Here is a 17731-nt window from a genome sequence, read left to right on the forward strand (position 1 = left end):
TTTAGGCGATCTCCACCGCGTAGTTCTCAATCACCGTGTTCGCCAGCAGCTTGTCGCACATGGCCTTGAGGTCCGCTTCGGCCTTGGCCTTGTCGCTTTCCGCCAGCTCGACGTCGAACACCTTGCCCTGCCGCACCGTGCCGACGCCGCCGAAGCCCAGGCCGGACAGCGCGTGTTCTATCGCTTTGCCTTGCGGGTCGAGCACGCCGTTCTTGAGGGTGACGGTAATGCGGGCCTTGATCACGCTGGACATGCTCCTGTTCTGAGTATCGGGAGGCAAGCCGCGATCAGTGCGGCTTGCCTTTGAGGCCGTCGGTCGAGGCGACAAGCACCGGGCCGGTTGGGCGCGGCGGTTCGTTCTCGTTCATGATGCCGAGGCGGCGGGCAACTTCCTGGTAAGCCTCGACGAGGCCGCCCATGTCGCGGCGGAAACGGTCCTTGTCGAGCTTGTCCTGCGTCGCCACGTCCCACAGGCGGCAGGAATCCGGCGAGATCTCGTCGGCAACGACAATGCGCATCATGTCGCCTTCGAACAGCCGGCCGCATTCGATCTTGAAGTCGACGAGCTGGATGCCGACGCCCATGAACAAGCCAGAGAGGAAGTCGTTGACGCGGATGGCCAGCGCCATGACGTCGTCGATCTCCTGCGGGCTCGCCCAGCCGAACGCGGTGATGTGCTCTTCCGACACCATCGGATCGTCGAGCGCGTCGGCCTTGTAATAGAATTCGATGATCGAGCGCGGCAGAACGGTGCCTTCCTCGATGCCGAGCCGCTTGGACAGCGAACCGGCGGCGACATTGCGCACCACCACTTCGAGCGGAATAATCTCGACTTCCTTGATCAGCTGCTCGCGCATGTTCAGCCGGCGGATGAAATGGGTCGGAATGCCCATGCGGTTCAAATGGTTGAAGATGTACTCGGAAATGCGGTTGTTGAGGACGCCCTTGCCGTCGATGACCTCGTGCTTCTTCTTGTTGAACGCGGTGGCGTCATCCTTGAAGAACTGGATAAGCGTGCCCGGTTCGGGTCCCTCATAGAGTATCTTGGCCTTGCCTTCATAAATGCGGCGGCGATTTTTCATCTGGATTTTTCTCTGGGGTTCCGGACAGGGCGGTATCAGACCATTTCCTGTCCGTCTGCCTGAAATAGTGCGGCTACGGTAGGGTTCAATGCCGGGTCTATCCCAATCACATCGTTTGCTCAATCGGCAAATCCTTCCAATCAACCGCTTTCGGGACTGAAATGCCGCAGCGCAGCATTCGATGAAGCGTATTGACCGACCCGCGACCTTTTGGTTTGTGCTTTGGCAACGCACATATTCACCGCCAACGAATCGAATTTGACCGGAGGGACGCCATGAGCAGCATGAAAGACCGCGAAGAGGGCTTTGAGCGTAAATTCGCATTCGACGAGGAGCTTCGGTTCAAGGCCTCGGCGCGCCGCAACAAGGCGCTCGGCCTGTGGGCCGCCGAAAAGCTCGGAAAATCCGGCGCTGATGCCGACGCCTATGCCAAGGAAGTGGTTATCTCCGACATCGAGGAAGCCGGCGACCACGACGTGTTCCGCAAGATCCGCGGGGATTTCGACGCGGCCGGCGTCGAGCAGTCGGACCACCAGATCCGCCGCACCATGGACGAACTGATGGCGCAGGCGATCGAGCAGATCAAGAACACCTGATCCGGGCCATGCGCTGATGCCGGCCATACGCTGGACCAATCGACCGCCCGGCCTATCCGGGCGGTTTTTCTTTGCCTTTGTCGCGGTTTCCGGCTGAAACTGCCGGAGTTAACAAGGAAAGTATCCATGTCCCTGAAGTCCCGCCTCGCGGCCGACGAAACGCTGTTCACCGCATGGTCCGGCGTGCCGGATGCCTTGACCGTCGAGATCGTCGCCAAGCAGGGCTTTGATGCCGTCACGCTCGACATGCAGCATGGCGGCCATCACGAAGACAGCGTGCTGCGTGGCCTGGTGCCGGTGCTCGCTGCCGGCAAGCCGGCGCTGGTGCGCATTCCCGTTGGCCGTTTCGACATGGCAAGCCGCGCGCTCGATTTCGGCGCCGAGGCAGTCATCGCGCCGATGGTGAATTCGGTTGCCGATGCAAAACTGTTCGCCGCCGCCATGAAATACCCGCCGCTCGGCGAGCGCTCCTGGGGTCCGACCTACGCTTTTCCACGCCACGGCCAAGGCGACCAGGCCGACTGGCTGCGCGACACCAACCAGCGCACGATGGCCTTCGCCATGGTCGAGACGCGTGCCGCCCTCGATGCGCTCGATGGCATCCTCGACACGCCCGGCATCGACGGCATCTTCCTCGGCCCGTCGGATTTCTCGATCGCCTGGAGCAATGGTGCGACCGTCAATTCGACGCTGGAAAGCATGATGGAGACGGTGGCATCGGTGGCCGAGCGCACCCGCAAGGCCGGCAAACATGCGGCGATCTACGTTGTCGAGCCGGCAATTGCCGGCCGGGTCGTGTCGATGGGCTATCGCCTGCTGGCCATGGGCTCCGAGCATTCGCTGATCGGGCTTGGGGCAAAAACGCTGATCAAGAGCGTCCGCGATTCGATCGGGTCCTGAAGACGCTCAAGGTTTCAGATCCGTCAGGAATTTGGCGAAGGTCATTGAACCTTCGGGCCAAGGACCAAAACCTGAATCCGGGTTGAGATGACCGGTCTCACCGGCATCGATGAACAGCGAACCCCAGGCGCCGGCGATATCCTCCGCGACATCGAAGGCGCAGAACGGATCGTTGCGGCTGGCGATCACGATCGAGGGAAAGGGCAGCGGCTCACGCGGATAGGGGCCGAAGGTCATCAGGTGCCTGGGCCTGATCTCGGGATTGGCGACGTCGGGAGGTGCCACGAAGAAGGCCCCGGCGACCGGCTTGCGGAACTGCGGAATGGCTTGCACTGCAGCGGCGACACCGAGCGAGTGCGCCACCAGGACGACCGGCCGCTCGGCCTCGTTGACCGCCTTGGCGACGCTCGCCGTCCAGTCCTCGCGAACCGGCTTCGACCACTCGGCCTGTTCGACGCGGCGCGCCGTCGACAGTTTCGACTGCCAGCGGCTCTGCCAATGGTCGGGGCCGGAATTGGTGTAGCCCGGTACGATGAGGATATCTGCTTCCTTGACCTTCATGGCGCTGAGATAGCGAGCGGCATCGCTTCGTGCAACCAGCAGGAACGCCGCTTTTGATCACAATAGTGAACACCATGTTCGCTTCTTCGCGTCTTGTGTGAACGATGCCGATGGACGATCTGTGGTCAGGAAAAGAAACAGCCGTGCGCGGGAACCCTGACTTTGGAACTGACACGACGTACAATGATCGGCGGAGTGGGGCTTCTCGCCTTGGGAGCTTCATCGCAGGCCGGTCGAACGGAGCATTCGATGAGCGAGTTGCCTTTTGCCGCCACCACCCCGGTCAGCGTTGCCCGCGTCGGGCTGAAGGCGCGCGACGCGGAAAGCCTTGCCGCCTATTACCGCGAAATTGTCGGTCTGCAGGAGTTGAGCCGTGCCGATGGCGCGATCACCCTGGGCGCCGCCAACCGTCCCTTGTTGGTGCTTGAGCAGGACGCTTCAGCCAAGCCGGATGATCCGCGCAGCGCCGGGCTGTTCCACACCGCCTTCCTGCTGCCCAGCCGCGCCGACCTCGGCCGCTGGATCAACCACGCCATATCAAACAAGATCGCGATCGAGGGCGCTTCCGACCATCTGGTCAGCGAAGCTCTGTACCTGACCGATCCCGAAGGCAATGGCATCGAGATCTATGCCGACCGCCGTGCGCAGGACTGGAAGTGGAATGGCGACAAGATTGCCATGGCGACAGAACGGCTGAACATTCCGTCCGTCGTTGCCGAAGTGCCGGCGGGTGATGCCGGCTGGCAGGGTACGCCGGAAAACAGCATCGTCGGCCATGTCCACCTGCGTGTCGGCAGGCCGGAAGACGCCGAAGCCTGGTGGAACCAGGAATTTGGCTTCGACACCATGGCCAAATACGGTGGCCAGGCGGTGTTCCTGTCGTCGGGCGGCTATCACCACCACATCGGCGCCAACGCCTGGCAGAGTTCAGGCGCCGGCCGCCGCGATTCGAGCCGGTCGGGCCTTGCCTGGGTCGAGATGCGTTCGGACAAGGTGACGAGCCCGGCAACCCGCGAAGATCCGTGGGGCACGGTGATCAGGACTGTTCCCGGCAAGGCTTGAGAGCGTCTTTCTCCCCGTCACTAACGGGGAGAAATGCCCGGCAGGGCAATGAGGGGCAGCGCCAAAGTCGTGAATTTCTCAAAGCGTGAATGGGTGATTGTCGCCGAAGTCGGCACCGCCCCTCATCCGCCTGCCGGCACCTTCTCCTCGTATAGTGACGGGGAGAAGGAAGCTCAGGCTTCTCCAAACACCCGCTTGAAGATCGTGTCGACATGCTTGGTATGATAGCCCAAGTCGAATTTCTCGCGGATTTCGGCTTCAGGCAGCGCTGCGGTCACTTCCTTGTCGGCCAAAAGTTCCTCAAGGAAATCAGCGCCTTGCTCCCACACCCTCATGGCGTTGCGCTGCACCAGGCGGTAGGAGTCTTCGCGCGACAGGCCGGCTTGGGTCAGCGCCAGCATGACGCGCTGCGAATGCACGAGGCCGCGGAACTTGTTCATGTTCTTCAGCATGTTGTCGGGATAGACGAGCAGCTTGTCGACGACGCCGGTCAGCCGTGACAGTGCGAAATCGAGCGTCACGGTGGCATCCGGGCCGATCATGCGCTCGACCGAGGAGTGCGAGATGTCGCGCTCGTGCCAGAGCGCCACATTTTCCATCGCCGGCAGCGCCATGGAGCGCACCATGCGGGCAAGACCGGTGAGGTTTTCGGTCAGCACCGGGTTGCGCTTGTGCGGCATGGCCGACGAGCCCTTCTGGCCCGGCGAAAAATACTCTTCAGCTTCCAGCACTTCGGTGCGCTGCAAATGCCGGATTTCGATCGACAGCCGCTCGACCGACGAGGCGATGACGCCGAGCGTGGCAAAGAACATGGCGTGGCGGTCGCGCGGGATCACTTGCGTCGACACCGGCTCGGGCTTCAGGCCGAGCTTTGCCGCGACGTGTTCCTCGACATAGGGGTCGATGTTGGCGAAGGTGCCGACCGCGCCCGAAATCGCGCAGGTGGCGATGTCTTCGCGCGCGTGCACCAACCGCTCGCGGCAGCGCGAGAATTCGGCATAGGCCTGCGCCAGCTTGACGCCAAAGGTCGTCGGCTCGGCATGGATGCCATGGCTGCGGCCGATGGTGACGGTGTCCTTGTGCTCGAAGGCGCGGCGCTTAAGCGCTGCAAGCAAGCCATCGATGTCGGCGAGCAGGATGTCGCTGGCCCGGGTAAGCTGTACGGCAAAGCAGGTGTCGAGAACATCGGACGAGGTCATCCCCTGGTGGATGAAGCGGGCGTCCGGGCCGACGAATTCGGCGAGATGGGTGAGGAAGGCGATGACGTCATGCTTGGTGACGCGCTCGATCTCGTCGATCGCCTCGACATCGAATTTTGCCGCCCCGCCCTTTTCCCAGATGGTTTTTGCCGCTTCCCTGGGAATGACGCCGAGTTCGGCCAGCGCGTCGCAGGCATAGGCTTCGATCTCGAACCAGATGCGGAACCGGGTTTCTGGCGACCAGATGGCAACCATTTCCGGCCGGGAATAGCGAGGGATCATCGGTCAGTCCTGACATATCGAGAAGTTTGCCCGCGTCCTAACAGAGGCGAGCAAAATGCTCAACGCTGCTGGCGCGCAAACCAGACGCCCGCGGCAAACAGAGCGATGAAACCAACTGGAAAATAGAGCCGGATGCCCAGCACCACGAACTGATAAAGCGCAATCAACGTCGTGAAGACGAACTGGAGGACCCAGGTGCGGGTGAAAGCAGGCGCATGCCACTCGGCGTAGTAGGAGCGGTACTGCAGGGCAAACAGCCCGGCGGTCAGGCCGATCGTCGCCGCGGCTAGGCACACGAAGGCCGCGGCAAAGGCGACTTCCCAGCGTCTTCCCTGCGAGACCAGCCGCGCCGCGAACAGGCCGATGGGAAAAGCCAGCGCAGCTCCCACCGCAAACAGCGCGGTGACAATGCGGATTTTCGCCGGCGTCTCCCAGTCGTCCAACAACAGGGCGACGAGCGCGCTGGCGCCCATCGTCGTGGCCCATAGCAAGGCGCCATAAAACGCAGTGCGCGGCGTCGGTATCGCGCGGCGAAGGCGGTTCAGCGAACGATCGCGCGGGGCGGGTGGGACAAGCGGTGTCACAGGCGGCCGGTCACCGCGATCCAGCGAAAGTCCGGGCCTTCAAAGCCGTATTGGCGCACCGCGATCAGCACGGCATAGGCGCTGAGACTGTCCATCGAAAAGGTCTGCACAGCGCCGATGCGGTAGCCGTTCGGGCAACCCCGGCTTTTCGGTATCGACTTGTCCTCGTGCAGCAGCTTGGTCGTGCCGCCATCCTGCGCCTCGATACGCAGCAGCCGGAAGCCGTTGATCTTGCCCTGGCTCTCGCAGCCCTCGGTGTTGTTCATGCCGAGCTCGTCGAGCCGAAACTCGAGCGGTGGGTCGACCGGCGAAAAGATCGGGCGCGGGTTGACTGCCATCCGGTGCGGATCGGCCGAAAGTTCGGTCACCGGGTTGAAGCCGGCGGTGATGCCGCGATTGGCGTCCAACTCGGCCTGACTGACAATGGCTTCGCCTTTTTGCCGGGCCTGAAGGCGCGCCGCATCCAGTTTGGCATTCTCGTCCTCAAGCCGGACCCGGATCGGCGTGCCCTTGAGAAAGCTGTCGGTGCTGGTGTCGATGTAGTAGCGGTTGGCATAGGGAAAACCCGATCCATCCTGCACGCCATATTCCTCGAAAGCAAAGACGCTGCCGTCCTTGGTGAAGCCGAGGATTTCAAGTTCGGCGACATCGCCGGCATGAGCCGCGATCGAGGTGGCAAACTGTGCAAGCAGGCCAACGGCAAACAGAAAGAGCATTCGCATCGGTCTTCACCCCCGTGATCGTCTCAATCCCCTAGCACGCCGAAATCAAAACGTCGTGCGGTGCGAAAGCCGATGCATCCAATCGGCCCGTCATTTGTTATCGTCGGCAGTCCCAATGGAGACCACCATGACCGACACCAGCAAAATTCGCGAGCATATGGAAGTCGTCGGCGCCGACGGCGTGCATGTCGGCACTGTCGACAAGGTCGATGGCCAGCGCATCAAGCTGACCAAGGCCGATAGCGGCGAGGGCGCTCACAAGGGCCATCATCACTATATTCCCCTGAGCCTGATTGCCGAAGTCGACGGCAAGAAGGTCTGGCTGTCGGCGAATTCCGATGTTGCGGTGACGTTCGAGGAAGAAAAGTCCGATCGGGTCTGATTGATCGCTTCACCTCAGGCGTGACGACCAGACCGGAAACAGATCGTTTTCGGCAGGGGTTGCCGCGTAGACGCCGCGACTGATGGCGCGCGCCATGGTGGCGCCGGCTGCGGCGTAGAGATCGATCGCCGCATCGGCGGAGAGTTCGATACCGCTCGTGCCGGTCGCCAGCGCGAACACAAGGTCGCCATCGGCCGGTGTGTGCGTCGGCCATATCGCGCGCACGAACCCGTCATGCGCCGATATCGCCAGGCGCTTGGCGGCAGCTTTTGTGAGCACCGCATCGGTGGCAATGACGGCGATGGTGGTGTTGCCGCCGATCTCCATCTGCCTGCCAACATGCTTGTCGCGGTGTTTCAAAAGAATCCGTTTCGCATCGGCCGGCATCGGCGAGGGGTAACCAAGCCCGCCGAATTCGTCGCCGATTTCGAACGGTGCTGCCCAGAAATGGCGGGTTCGGCCTGTGGTCACCGATCCGGTCGGGTTGACGGCGGCCAGCGCACCGACGGTGACGCCGCTATCCAGCAGCGTCGAGGCGGAGCCGAGGCCGCCTTTCAGCCCCGAGGTCAGCGCGCCGGTGCCGGCGCCGATCGTGCCAAGCTGGAAATCGGCGGCGGCAGTTTGCGCGGCCTCATAGCCAAGCTCGCGGTAGGGCGGATAACGGCCCCAATCCTTGTCGCCGCCATTGCGCAGGTCGAACAGGATCGCCGACGGCACGATCGGCACGCGAAAACCACCGACCTCCAGGCCGATGCCGCGTTCGCGCAATGCCGCCTGCACGCCGGACGCCGCGTCGAGGCCGAAAGCCGAACCGCCTGAAAGCACGACGGCGTGCACCACATCGACGGAATTGTGCGGTTCGAGCAGGTCTGTCTCGCGCGTGCCCGGCGCGCCGCCCAGGATCTGAACGCCAGCCACTGTCGGCGTGTCGCAAAGCACGGTCGTGACGCCGGACTTCAGGCTGGCGTCGGACGAATTGCCGACGCGCAGGCCGGCAACGTCGGTGATCAGGTTGCGTGGGCCGGTGCGAAACATCAGTTGCTTTCCAAGGGCGCGAAGCGCGTGCCGTCGAAACGGAAGACGCGGTAGGGGCTCTGGCTGAGGTCGCCTTTTGCATCAAAGCGGATCGGCCCGATCGCCGTGGTGAAATCCTGTCCGGTCAGGGCCTCCGTCAGCGGCTTGCCCGAGCTTTCGGACAAGCCTGATGCTGCCTTGGCGATTTCGACCGCCGCAAAGGCCGGCAGCGCATAGCCGTCAGGCACGATCTTCTTAGCGTCAAATGCCGCCAGCACTTTTGGATCGGCGACATCGGCCCATTCAGGCAGTGCGATCATCAGCGTGCCCACGGCATAGGGTACATCGCCCGGCGGTGTGCGGAGATTTTCGCCGCCGGCAAAGACGATGCCCGCCTGAAGCTGTGCGGCATCGCGGCCCATGATGGCGATGTCGTCGCCGTCGCCACCGGCAAAGACATGCGTCGCGCCAGCCTTCTTCAGCCGGCCGATCATGCCGATCTGGTTGTCGAGCTGTGGCCGGAACGTGTCGACGAATACCGGTTTCAGCGCTGCCTGTTCGGCCGCTGCCCGCAACGTCTCGACGATCTCACGTCCGTAGATGGTGCCGTCGTCGATAATGGCGAACAGCTCGTTCTGCCATAGATGGGTGAGGGCGGACGCGATGGCGTTGCGCTCATCGTCGCCGCGTGGCCCGAGGCGATAGACCGGCCAGCCGGTCTTGGCGCGGCGGTCGGTCAGGCTTTCGGTCCGTACGCCAATGGTGATGACCGGAATGCCGGCGTCCTTCAGGATCGGCATCGCCGCCTCGATCGCCTCGGTGCAGAGAAAGCCGACCACGATATTGACCTTGGCAGCGGCGAATTCCCTGGCCGCGACAGCGCCACCATCGGCGGTGCAGGCGTCATCCACGGTCTTCAGTTCGATGCCGTTCGCGTCGGCCGCCAGGCCGGTCCCGGCCTCGATCTGCTTGCCGAGAATGGCAGATGGTCCCGATAGCGGTGCCGCGACGCCGACGAGCAGCGTCTGGGCATTCGCGGCACTGGCCAGAAACAGCCAGAACAGCGCCGCTATTGTTCTTGTCCTGGGTCGCATTCGAGCGATGGGTCCCTCCGTGCCGGCTCTATGCTCCCGGCACTATGCCGCCAAGACCTAAAGGCTGCACGGCCTTGGTGCAACACGCGAATTTCGGGATATGGCTCAGGCACTTCGCTTGTGGCGGGCTATGTCTGGCCATATATGTCGGTAGGATCCTGACCATGGAAAAATTCCGGTGCTGAAGAAGAACGACATTGGGCCGCAGGCCTATCGCGACGCGATGAGCCACTTTGCCGGCCACGTCCATGTGGTCACCACCGACGGGCCGGCCGGCAAGCGCGGCACGACGGTAATCGCCGCCTGTTCGGTGTCGGACACGCCGCCGACCATCCTGGTCTGTCTCAACCGCGAAAATGCCAAGAATGAGTTGTTCGTGAAAAACGGCAGGTTTGCCCTGAACACGCTGGCCTCGCACCAGGAGCCGCTGTCGGTCGGCTTTTCCGGCATCACCGGCCTGCCGGTCGAGGAACGTTTCGCGCTTGGCGAATGGGATGTGATCTCCACCGGCGCGCCGACCCTGAAAGGCGCGCTTGCCGTGTTCGACTGCGAATTGATCGACACCAAGGATCTGGCCACCCATCGTGTGCTTTTTGGCAAGGTGACAGGTCTGCGTATGGGCGATAATTTGCGGCCGCTGATTTACCACGCCCGCGGCTACCACGTTCTGGACAGCGGAGCGGCGGCGTTCACGGAGAAAGAATGACCGAGCTGAAACCGCGCGCCGCGCCACGGACGATCGACGAGACGCTCGATCTCCTGACCGGTGCAGACTATGTGGCGGACCGGTCGCTGGCGACCGTGCTGTTCCTGTCGTTGCGTATGAAGCGGCCGCTTTTCCTCGAGGGCGAGGCCGGCGTCGGCAAGACCGAGATCGCCAAGGTGTTGGCACAGGCGCTCGGTCGCCGGCTGATCCGCCTGCAGTGCTATGAAGGCCTCGACGTTTCGTCCGCCGTCTATGAGTGGAACTACGCCGCGCAGATGATCGAGATCCGCATGGAGGAGGCGGCCGGCAAGGTCGAGCGCTCCGCCATGGAGCGCAACGTCTTTTCCGAAAAATACCTGATCCGCCGCCCGGTGCTCGATGCGCTGACCGGAAAGACGGGCGCTGCCCCGGTTTTCCTGATCGATGAGCTCGACCGCACCGACGAGGCCTTCGAGGCCTTTCTGCTCGAAATCCTGTCCGACTTCCAGGTGACGGTGCCCGAACTCGGCACCATAAAGGCGGAAGAACCGCCGATCGTCATCATCACCACCAATCGCACCCGCGAAATCCACGATGCGCTGAAGCGGCGCTGCCTCTATCACTGGGTCGACTATCCCAACGCCGAGCGCGAACTCGAGATCGTGCGCCGTAAGGTGCCGCAGGCCAACCAGCGGCTTTCGGCCGAAGTGGTCTCCTTCATCCAGAAGCTGCGCCAGATCGAATTGTTCAAGGTGCCTGGCGTCGCCGAAACCATCGACTGGGCCGGCGCGCTGACCGAACTCGACAAGGTGGCGCTCGATCCGGAAACCGTCTCCGACACGATCGGCGTGCTGTTGAAATACCAGGACGACATTGCCCGCATCGAACAGGGCGAAGGCCGGCGCATCCTCAACGAGGTGAAGGCCGAGCTTTCGGCGGCGGAGTAGGCGATGCCGCGCCCCGAACCGAAAGAGGCCATGCCGCACGGGCGGATTGCCGACAACATCGTCTATTTTGCCCGCACCTTACGCAAGGCCGGCATGCGGGTCGGGCCGGCCTCGGTCAAGGACGCCATCGAGGCGGTGCTCGCCGCCGGCATTGGTTCGCGCGACGATTTCTACTGGACGCTGCACGCCGTGCTGGTGTCGCGGCATGAGGATCACGCCACTTTCGACGAAGCCTTCCGGCTGTTCTGGAAGTCGCGCGAACTGATCGAGAAGATGCTGGCTATGTTTTCGCCGGTGGCACCCGACACCAGGGAAAAGCAGAAGCCACGCGCCGCTGAAAACCGGGTCAGCCAGGCGATGTTCGAGGGCCACCAGAAGAACCAGCCGCCACAGGAAATTCCCGAGATCGAGGTCGACGCCCGCTTCACTTTTTCCGGCAACGAGGTGCTGCGGGCCAAGGATTTTGCCCAGATGAACGCCGCCGAGATGGCCGACGCCAAGAAGGCGATCGCGCAGTTGCGGTTGCCTTTCGACATGGTGCGGACCCGGCGCTTCAAGGCCGATGCGCATGGCCGCCGCATCGATCCGCGCGCCATGATGCGTTCGGCTGCGCGCACCGGCGGCGAACTGATTCTGCCGAAATTCCGCTCAGCCCGCGAAGTTCATCCGCCTTTGGTGGTTCTGGCCGACATTTCAGGCTCGATGAGCCAGTACACGCGCATCTTCCTGCATTTCCTGCATGCGCTCACGGAAAAACGCCGGCGCGTGCACACGTTCGTTTTTGGCACAAGGCTGACCAATCTGACCCGGCAGATGCGCCACCGCGATCCCGATGCAGCACTTGCCGACTGTTCTGCGGCGGTCAAGGACTGGTCGGGCGGCACCCGCATCGGCGACACACTTGCCGAGTTCAACCTGATATGGTCGCGGCGCGTGCTGGGGCAGGGGGCGGTCGTGCTTCTGATCACCGACGGGTTGGAGCGCGACGATGTCGACGGCCTGTCGGAGGAAATGGAGCGCCTGCACAAATCCTGCCGGCGTCTGATCTGGCTGAACCCATTGCTGCGCTTCGACGGCTTCCAAGCGCGCGCCCGTGGCGTCAAGGCGATGCTGCCGCATGTCGACGAGTTCCGCTCGGTGCACAATCTCGATGCGCTGGCCGATCTCTGCGCGTCATTGGACAAGAAGTCGGCACAATCCGTCGATCCGCGCCGATGGCTGGAAGCTGGCGCGAGGCACGCCGCATAACCATATCTTTCCCACCCGGAAAACAGATCCCGAGAAAAACAGACTTCTGGAGAAACGGTCATGGAAAACAGCATTTATCTGGATGAGGCCCGCGACCCGCTGATCATCGCGGAGGGCTGGATGAAGGACGGCAAGGACGTGGCCATCGCGACAGTGGTCGAGACCTGGGGATCGGCGCCCCGACCTGTAGGCAGCCATCTGGTCATTGATGCCGACGGCAATTTCCACGGCTCCGTTTCCGGCGGCTGCGTCGAAGGCGCTGTGGTCAGCGAGGCCATCGACGTCATCGACAGCGGCAAGGCCAGGATGCTGGAGTTCGGTGTTGCCGATGAAACCGCATGGCAGGTCGGCTTGTCCTGTGGCGGCCGCATCAAGGTGTACGTGGAAAGACTGGGCTGATCTCGGATGGATCCCTACGCCTTAAAAATTTTGAACGCCGAACGACGCGCTCGCCGCGCGGCGATCCTGGTCACCGATCTCGGTGACGGCCGCGACCGGATTGTGCGCGAGGGCGATCAGGTCGCCGGCGATCTCGGCGCTGCCATCGCCAGGGCGTTTCGCACAGGCAATTCCGGTTCGGTCGAGGCCGAAGGGAGGACTTTCTTTCTCAACGCGCATCTGCCGCAGCCACGCCTCGTGGTGATCGGCGCCGTACACATCAGCCAGGCGCTGGCGCCGATGGCGAAGATCGCCGGCTATCCCGTGGAGATCATCGATCCGCGCACCGCTTTCGCTACGCCGGACCGCTTTCCCGACGTGGCGCTCCATGCCGAATGGCCGGAGGATGTGCTGAAGCGCCAGCCGCTCGACAGCTACACCGCACTTGCCGCCGTCACCCATGATCCGAAGGTCGATGATTTCGCGCTGAAGGCCGCGCTCGACGCCAACTGTTTCTATGTCGGGGCGCTCGGCAGCAGGAAGACGCATGCCAAGCGGGTCGAACGCCTGCTGGCGCTGGGCGCGAGCGCCGATCAGATCGCCCGTATCCATGCGCCGATCGGGCTCGACATCGGTGCTGCCAGCCCGGGAGAGATCGCCGTTGCGGTGTTGGCCCAGGCAATCCACGCCTTCCGCTCGCGCGGTCTTGATGCCAAGGGCGCGGCGGCGTGAAATTCGGCCCGATCCCGATCGAGACCGCGGAAGGCGCGGTGCTGGCGCATTCGACCACCGCCGGCGAACGCCGCTTCCGCAAGGCGCACAGGCTGAGCGCTGAAGATGTGGCGCTGCTGCGGGCTGCCGGCATTTCTGAGGTCGTTGCGGCCGTGCTGGCCGTCGACGACCTCGGCGAGGATGCCGCCGCGCAGACGATCGCCGAGAGCATGACCTTTCGCGGGATCGAAGTCAGGCCTGCCGCGACCGGGCGGGTCAATCTCCATGCCAAGGCGCCGGGCATCTTCACGGTCGATGCCGCTGTCATCGATGCCATCAATGCCATTGATCCCGCCATCACCATCGCCACGCTGGCGCAGCATGCGCCGGTCGAGAAAGGCCAGATGGTCGCGACCGTGAAGATCATTCCCTTCGCGGTCAGTTCAGCGCTGGTCGACGCTGCGACGAAAATCTGCGCCGCAGGCGAGATCTTTGCCGTCAATGCCTACCGGCCCGTGCGTGTCGGCGTCATCCAGACGGTTCTGCCCGGCATCAAGCCTTCCGTCCTCGACAAGACGCTGCGCGTCACGGAAGCGCGGCTGGCGCGCACGGGCGGCAGGCTGACTGCGGAGCGCCGCACGCCGCATGAGATCGCTCAGGTGGCGGAGGCCACGGCTTCGCTGGCGCGCGACAACGACATGGTGGTGATCTTCGGCGCTTCGGCGATGAGCGATTTTGCCGATGTCATTCCCGCGGCGATCGAGAAGGCGGGTGGTGCAGTCATCCGCGCGGGCATGCCGGTCGATCCCGGCAATCTGCTGGTGCTCGGCACGCTCGATGGCAAGCGCATCATCGGCGCGCCCGGCTGCGCCCGCAGCCCCAAGGAGAATGGTTTCGACTGGGTGCTGGACCGGTTGATCGCTGGCCTCGACGTGACGGCCAGGGATATTGCCGCCATGGGGGTCGGCGGGCTGTTGATGGAAATCCCGACACGGCCGCAGCCGCGCGAACCGCTGCCGGCCAAAAGCCAGCTCAAGGTCGGCATCGTGCTGCTGGCCGCTGGCCGCTCAAGCCGCATGGGCGGGCCGAACAAGCTTTTGGCGCTGTTCGACGGCAAGCCGCTTGTGCGCCGCACCGCCGAGCGGGCGCTCGGCTCGAAGGCGTCCGGCACTGTCATCGTCACCGGCCACCAGCGCGAGCGGGTGCGCGCTGCGCTGGCGGGCCTCGACGTGACCTTCGCTGACAATCCCGATTTTGCCGAGGGCCTGTCCACCTCGCTGAAAGCCGGCATCGCCTATCTGCCGGAAGATTCCGCCTGCGTGATGATCGTTCTCGGTGACATGCCTGATATCACGTCCGATGATCTCGACAGATTGATCGATGCTTTCCGCAAGGCCGGCGGCAATGCGGTGGTCCGCGCCTCGCATGACGGCAAGCGCGGCAACCCTGTGCTTTTGCCGCGCTCGCTGTTTCCGGCGATCGCCCATCTCGAAGGCGACACCGGCGCGCGCCATCTGGTCGAGACCGAAGGGCTCGATGTCATCGATGTCGAAATCGGCGCGGCGGCGTCAGTCGATGTCGACACACGCGAGGCACTCGAAGGCGCCGGCGGCGTGCTGCAGGATTGACAAACCCAAGGCGAATTACGCATGCCTTGGGCATGTCTATTCGCTGCCAAATTTTCTGTGCCTTTGCAGTCGCGACCGCGTTGCTGTCTTCGGCCGCGCAAAGCCAGACGCTGTCCCTAAAACCCTTCAAGGACGATCTCTTCGCCTATCCGCCCACGCTGTCGTCTGACATCAACGGCACCTACACGGTCATCGACTACCGCGAGATGCGCGACATCAACCAGCGTGACCAGGTGCCGGAGCGGCGGGTGAACGCCCAATACACCGACACCAGCGTCCGCAAGATGCAGCAGGATCTGTTGCTGAAGACCGATGCCGGCGATGTCAGGCATGTCGCCGTCGGCAAGACCGAGGGCGCCGGCATCATCGTGCTTTATCTGCACGGGCAGGGCGGCAGCCGCAAGCAGGGTGTCGACGACTTCACATTCGGCGGCAATTTCAACCGGCTCAAGAACCTGATGGCCGGCAATGGCGGCCTCTATCTCAGTCCTGATTTCCCCGATTTCGGCGATACGGGAGCGGCGCAGGTGGCGGCGCTGATCGGTCATTATGCCGAACAGTCGCCAGGCGCGAAGATCTTCGTCGCCTGCGGCTCTATGGGCGGCGCGCTGTGCTGGAAGCTGGCCGCGCGCAAGGACATGGGCGGCCGCATCAACGGCCTGCTGCTGCTCGGTTCGCTGTGGGACGAGAGCTTTTTCACCAGCCCGGCCTTCAAGCGCCGCGTGCCGGTCTTCTTCGGCCAGGGCAGCCATGACGTGGTCTACCCCGTGGCAAAGCAGGAGGCGTTCTTTCGCTCGATCCTGACCAAATCGAAGACCTATCCGACCCGCTTCGTCCGCTTCGAGACCGGCACCCATGGCACTCCGATCCGCATGACCGACTGGCGCGGCACGCTCAACTGGATGCTGTCGAAGGCGCCCTGATCGACGCAGCCTGCAAGCTCGTGTGACGCTCAGGGCGCCGTGTTGTAGTCGATGACAGTCTCGGGATTTTGCTCGCCGTCATAGGACGCATCGACGTCATACTGGACCAGCGAGAAATTGCCATTGCGGAACAGATACGTCCCTGCGTCGGACGCATCGCCGATGCCGCGCCACTTGTTGAACGTGGTGATCGTGTGGGCAGCCTCGTCATAGGCGGAATTGACTGCCCAGCCCGACGTCTGGAAACCGACGATACTCATGCCCAGCAATTTGCCGTTGCTGTCATTGTTCTCGTAGCGGATGTCCATCTTGGGCTCGGCGAACTGCAACTGCTGCACGCCCGACACGTCGTCGGTCATGTAGTAGATCGAGCTTTCATTGTAGGCCGCGGCCGAGCAGGAAAAATGGAACAGCCGCGTCTCCTTGTCGGGATCGCCGGGCTGCGCATCCTTGTCCTTGTATTTAATCGAAAAAACGGTCGGCTCATTGGCAAGGAACTGCTTGTCGCACTGGTCGCCATAGGTTGCCAGAAAGGCCTTCTTGGCCTGCTCCAGTGCGGTGTCTTTCTTTGGCGGTGGCGGCCCGTCGCCGCAGCTTGGTGGCAGCGCCTCTTCGAAATCGGCGGTGGAGGGTTTTAGCGCGCCTTTTTCGATATGGATTGGATCGAAGGGCGGCCCCGCCTGGATCTGGGCATTCACCTGGCGCAGCGTATAGCACCCGGCAAAGACCTTTTCGCCGCCAGCCTTGTCCGTCGCGCGGATGGCGACGGGGACGTTGTAGAAAATGCTGCCAGCCGCGCCTTCGTCGGAAACCGTCCCGGTCTGGACTTCGACCTTGTCCGTCCCATCATAGCCCTTGACGAAACTATCGAAATCCTTTGCCGGCTTTGTATCGCCGAAATACCCCCATGCGCGGGCGAATTCGTGCCGGCTGATGGCGCTGTACAGCGAACGGACAACCGCGTCGGCGCTCGACCGATCGTCGATATAGGGTGCTTCGGGGGCATCGTCGGCAGCCAATACCGTCTGGCCGATCGGTGCCAGGGAGAGAAAGGCAGTCGCTGCGAAAAGGGCGCGTCTCATCGGGAACCTCCGCTCGATAGAGGATTCTACGACGGCGATTGCGGCAACGTGGTGACGCAGGCTCGACGGACTTGAAGAATCGCGCGCGAAGGCGCTACGTCGCGTCCGCCGGCGTTCGGCCGGACAGGAGATTTGACGTGACGATATCGATGTATGAGGCGTCCGTGCCGGTGTTTTCGGCCAGGCTGAAAGCGCTTTCCGATGTGCTGGCGACCGCCGAACAGAATGCGCTTGACCGCAAGATCGACCCGCAGGTGTTTCTGACGGCGCGGCTCGCGCCAGACATGTTCGCCTTGACCAGGCAGGTGCAGATCGCCACCGATCATGCCAAGGGCGCGCCGTCACGGCTCGCCGGCCGCGAAGTGCCGAAATATGAGGACAACGAGGCGAGTTTTGCCGATGTCCAGGCTCGCATCACGAAGACGCTCGACCTTCTGGCGACTTTTTCGGCTGCCGAGTTCGACGGCTCCGACGACAAGATCATCGAGCTGAAGCTTGGCGGACGGGAAAGTTCGATGCCCGGCCTGCAGTATCTGCTGCATGTGGCCATGCCCAACTTCTATTTCCACCTCACCACGGCCTACGACATTCTTCGCCACAATGGCGTGCCGTTGGGCAAGGCGACGTTCCTGGGATCGCGCTAGGGAATTG

At 63.0% G+C, this 17731-nt stretch carries 21 protein-coding genes; 12 read left to right on the forward strand and 9 right to left on the reverse strand.

The window, feature by feature from the left end; genetic code table 11:
• Window position 1: 1 nt before the first annotated feature.
• On the reverse strand, window positions 2-244 hold the full coding sequence (purS, locus tag AC0L2U_RS22665) for a phosphoribosylformylglycinamidine synthase subunit PurS (RefSeq protein WP_027162361.1): 243 nt from the start codon (window positions 242-244) through the stop codon (window positions 2-4).
• A gap of 43 nt (window positions 245-287) precedes the next feature.
• Entirely contained in the window at window positions 288-1082 is a 795-nt protein-coding gene (gene purC / locus AC0L2U_RS22670) for a phosphoribosylaminoimidazolesuccinocarboxamide synthase (RefSeq protein ID WP_013532127.1), read from the reverse strand.
• 275 nt (window positions 1083-1357) lie between these two features.
• Between purC and AC0L2U_RS22675 the strand changes: the two genes are divergently transcribed.
• Window positions 1358-1678, forward strand: a complete 321-nt coding sequence (locus tag AC0L2U_RS22675; protein ID WP_013532126.1) for a DUF1476 domain-containing protein — start codon at window positions 1358-1360, stop codon at window positions 1676-1678.
• A 126-nt stretch (window positions 1679-1804) separates the two neighbouring features.
• Window positions 1805-2578, forward strand: a complete 774-nt coding sequence (locus tag AC0L2U_RS22680) for an HpcH/HpaI aldolase family protein (protein ID WP_127269901.1) — start codon at window positions 1805-1807, stop codon at window positions 2576-2578.
• Window positions 2579-2584: 6 nt separating this feature from the next.
• Here the strand turns inward: AC0L2U_RS22680 and AC0L2U_RS22685 are convergent, their stop codons facing one another.
• On the reverse strand, window positions 2585-3139 hold the full coding sequence (locus tag AC0L2U_RS22685; protein WP_127332048.1) for an RBBP9/YdeN family alpha/beta hydrolase: 555 nt from the start codon (window positions 3137-3139) through the stop codon (window positions 2585-2587).
• Window positions 3140-3388: 249 nt separating this feature from the next.
• Here AC0L2U_RS22685 and AC0L2U_RS22690 point away from each other — a divergent pair, with 249 nt between their 5' ends.
• The gene (locus AC0L2U_RS22690; RefSeq protein ID WP_128289303.1) at window positions 3389-4201 is read left to right on the forward strand and encodes a VOC family protein; all 813 of its coding nucleotides are present in this window, start codon (window positions 3389-3391) and stop codon (window positions 4199-4201) included.
• A gap of 173 nt (window positions 4202-4374) precedes the next feature.
• Here AC0L2U_RS22690 and purB read toward each other — a convergent pair whose 3' ends face one another.
• The 3 genes from purB to AC0L2U_RS22705 form a co-directional block, all read right to left on the reverse strand.
• Window positions 4375-5682, reverse strand: coding sequence for an adenylosuccinate lyase (gene purB, locus AC0L2U_RS22695; RefSeq protein WP_127269895.1), 1308 nt, complete (start codon window positions 5680-5682; stop codon window positions 4375-4377).
• Window positions 5683-5741: 59 nt separating this feature from the next.
• Complete coding sequence (locus AC0L2U_RS22700; RefSeq protein WP_127269893.1) at window positions 5742-6155, reverse strand: hypothetical protein; 414 nt, start codon at window positions 6153-6155, stop codon at window positions 5742-5744.
• Between the two features lie 107 nt (window positions 6156-6262).
• Complete coding sequence (locus tag AC0L2U_RS22705; protein WP_292630495.1) at window positions 6263-6988, reverse strand: DUF2259 domain-containing protein; 726 nt, start codon at window positions 6986-6988, stop codon at window positions 6263-6265.
• 127 nt (window positions 6989-7115) lie between these two features.
• On the opposite strand from AC0L2U_RS22705, the gene AC0L2U_RS22710 reads away from it, so the two are divergent.
• The gene (locus AC0L2U_RS22710; protein ID WP_127269889.1) at window positions 7116-7370 is read left to right on the forward strand and encodes a DUF2171 domain-containing protein; all 255 of its coding nucleotides are present in this window, start codon (window positions 7116-7118) and stop codon (window positions 7368-7370) included.
• A 9-nt stretch (window positions 7371-7379) separates the two neighbouring features.
• Here AC0L2U_RS22710 and AC0L2U_RS22715 read toward each other — a convergent pair whose 3' ends face one another.
• Both AC0L2U_RS22715 and AC0L2U_RS22720 read right to left on the reverse strand, forming a co-directional pair.
• Window positions 7380-8405 (reverse strand): P1 family peptidase, encoded by a 1026-nt coding sequence (locus tag AC0L2U_RS22715; protein ID WP_473602688.1) that lies wholly within the window; start codon window positions 8403-8405, stop codon window positions 7380-7382.
• Window positions 8405-9478: a branched-chain amino acid ABC transporter substrate-binding protein gene (locus AC0L2U_RS22720; protein ID WP_292657578.1), complete on the reverse strand. Its 1074-nt coding sequence runs from the start codon at window positions 9476-9478 to the stop codon at window positions 8405-8407. Before AC0L2U_RS22720 ends, AC0L2U_RS22715 begins: the two co-directional genes overlap by 1 nt.
• Before the next feature lie 178 nt (window positions 9479-9656).
• Here AC0L2U_RS22720 and AC0L2U_RS22725 point away from each other — a divergent pair, with 178 nt between their 5' ends.
• Genes AC0L2U_RS22725 through AC0L2U_RS22755 form a run of 7 tightly spaced genes read left to right on the forward strand, consistent with a single transcriptional unit; the run spans window position 9657 to window position 15998 of the window.
• Window positions 9657-10184, forward strand: coding sequence for a flavin reductase (locus AC0L2U_RS22725; protein ID WP_095791541.1), 528 nt, complete (start codon window positions 9657-9659; stop codon window positions 10182-10184).
• Entirely contained in the window at window positions 10181-11110 is a 930-nt protein-coding gene (locus AC0L2U_RS22730) for an AAA family ATPase (RefSeq protein WP_023810354.1), read from the forward strand. Before AC0L2U_RS22725 ends, AC0L2U_RS22730 begins: the two co-directional genes overlap by 4 nt.
• A gap of 3 nt (window positions 11111-11113) precedes the next feature.
• Entirely contained in the window at window positions 11114-12358 is a 1245-nt protein-coding gene (locus AC0L2U_RS22735) for a vWA domain-containing protein (protein ID WP_128362915.1), read from the forward strand.
• Between the two features lie 60 nt (window positions 12359-12418).
• Window positions 12419-12757 (forward strand): XdhC family protein, encoded by a 339-nt coding sequence (locus AC0L2U_RS22740; protein ID WP_013532112.1) that lies wholly within the window; start codon window positions 12419-12421, stop codon window positions 12755-12757.
• Between the two features lie 6 nt (window positions 12758-12763).
• Window positions 12764-13468 (forward strand): XdhC family protein, encoded by a 705-nt coding sequence (locus AC0L2U_RS22745; protein ID WP_128288659.1) that lies wholly within the window; start codon window positions 12764-12766, stop codon window positions 13466-13468.
• On the forward strand, window positions 13465-15075 hold the full coding sequence (locus tag AC0L2U_RS22750; protein WP_292679866.1) for an NTP transferase domain-containing protein: 1611 nt from the start codon (window positions 13465-13467) through the stop codon (window positions 15073-15075). The genes AC0L2U_RS22745 and AC0L2U_RS22750 overlap by 4 nt, the downstream gene beginning before the upstream one ends.
• A gap of 32 nt (window positions 15076-15107) precedes the next feature.
• Window positions 15108-15998: an alpha/beta hydrolase gene (locus tag AC0L2U_RS22755; protein ID WP_128288658.1), complete on the forward strand. Its 891-nt coding sequence runs from the start codon at window positions 15108-15110 to the stop codon at window positions 15996-15998.
• Window positions 15999-16027: 29 nt separating this feature from the next.
• On the opposite strand, the gene AC0L2U_RS22760 is transcribed toward AC0L2U_RS22755, so the two are convergent.
• Window positions 16028-17080 (reverse strand): DUF1176 domain-containing protein, encoded by a 1053-nt coding sequence (locus tag AC0L2U_RS22760; RefSeq protein WP_128362918.1) that lies wholly within the window; start codon window positions 17078-17080, stop codon window positions 16028-16030.
• Between the two features lie 137 nt (window positions 17081-17217).
• Between AC0L2U_RS22760 and AC0L2U_RS22765 the strand changes: the two genes are divergently transcribed.
• Window positions 17218-17724, forward strand: coding sequence for a DUF1993 domain-containing protein (locus tag AC0L2U_RS22765; protein WP_127396334.1), 507 nt, complete (start codon window positions 17218-17220; stop codon window positions 17722-17724).
• The last annotated feature ends 7 nt before the right edge of the window (window positions 17725-17731 follow it).

This window comes from Mesorhizobium sp. WSM4808, assembly GCF_055811675.1.

Coding starts and splice junctions, on each gene's coding strand:
- purC (WP_013532127.1), bottom strand. CDS start 1,082: ATGAAAAATCGCCGCCGCATTTATGAAGGCAAGGCCAAGATACTCTAT.
- AC0L2U_RS22675 (WP_013532126.1), top strand. CDS start 1,358: ATGAGCAGCATGAAAGACCGCGAAGAGGGCTTTGAGCGTAAATTCGCA.
- AC0L2U_RS22680 (WP_127269901.1), top strand. CDS start 1,805: ATGTCCCTGAAGTCCCGCCTCGCGGCCGACGAAACGCTGTTCACCGCA.
- AC0L2U_RS22685 (WP_127332048.1), bottom strand. CDS start 3,139: ATGAAGGTCAAGGAAGCAGATATCCTCATCGTACCGGGCTACACCAAT.
- AC0L2U_RS22690 (WP_128289303.1), top strand. CDS start 3,389: ATGAGCGAGTTGCCTTTTGCCGCCACCACCCCGGTCAGCGTTGCCCGC.
- purB (WP_127269895.1), bottom strand. CDS start 5,682: ATGATCCCTCGCTATTCCCGGCCGGAAATGGTTGCCATCTGGTCGCCA.
- AC0L2U_RS22700 (WP_127269893.1), bottom strand. CDS start 6,155: ATGGGCGCCAGCGCGCTCGTCGCCCTGTTGTTGGACGACTGGGAGACG.
- AC0L2U_RS22705 (WP_292630495.1), bottom strand. CDS start 6,988: ATGCGAATGCTCTTTCTGTTTGCCGTTGGCCTGCTTGCACAGTTTGCC.
- AC0L2U_RS22710 (WP_127269889.1), top strand. CDS start 7,116: ATGACCGACACCAGCAAAATTCGCGAGCATATGGAAGTCGTCGGCGCC.
- AC0L2U_RS22715 (WP_473602688.1), bottom strand. CDS start 8,405: ATGTTTCGCACCGGCCCACGCAACCTGATCACCGACGTTGCCGGCCTG.
- AC0L2U_RS22720 (WP_292657578.1), bottom strand. CDS start 9,478: ATGCGACCCAGGACAAGAACAATAGCGGCGCTGTTCTGGCTGTTTCTG.
- AC0L2U_RS22730 (WP_023810354.1), top strand. CDS start 10,181: ATGACCGAGCTGAAACCGCGCGCCGCGCCACGGACGATCGACGAGACG.
- AC0L2U_RS22735 (WP_128362915.1), top strand. CDS start 11,114: ATGCCGCGCCCCGAACCGAAAGAGGCCATGCCGCACGGGCGGATTGCC.
- AC0L2U_RS22740 (WP_013532112.1), top strand. CDS start 12,419: ATGGAAAACAGCATTTATCTGGATGAGGCCCGCGACCCGCTGATCATC.
- AC0L2U_RS22745 (WP_128288659.1), top strand. CDS start 12,764: ATGGATCCCTACGCCTTAAAAATTTTGAACGCCGAACGACGCGCTCGC.
- AC0L2U_RS22755 (WP_128288658.1), top strand. CDS start 15,108: ATGTCTATTCGCTGCCAAATTTTCTGTGCCTTTGCAGTCGCGACCGCG.
- AC0L2U_RS22760 (WP_128362918.1), bottom strand. CDS start 17,080: ATGAGACGCGCCCTTTTCGCAGCGACTGCCTTTCTCTCCCTGGCACCG.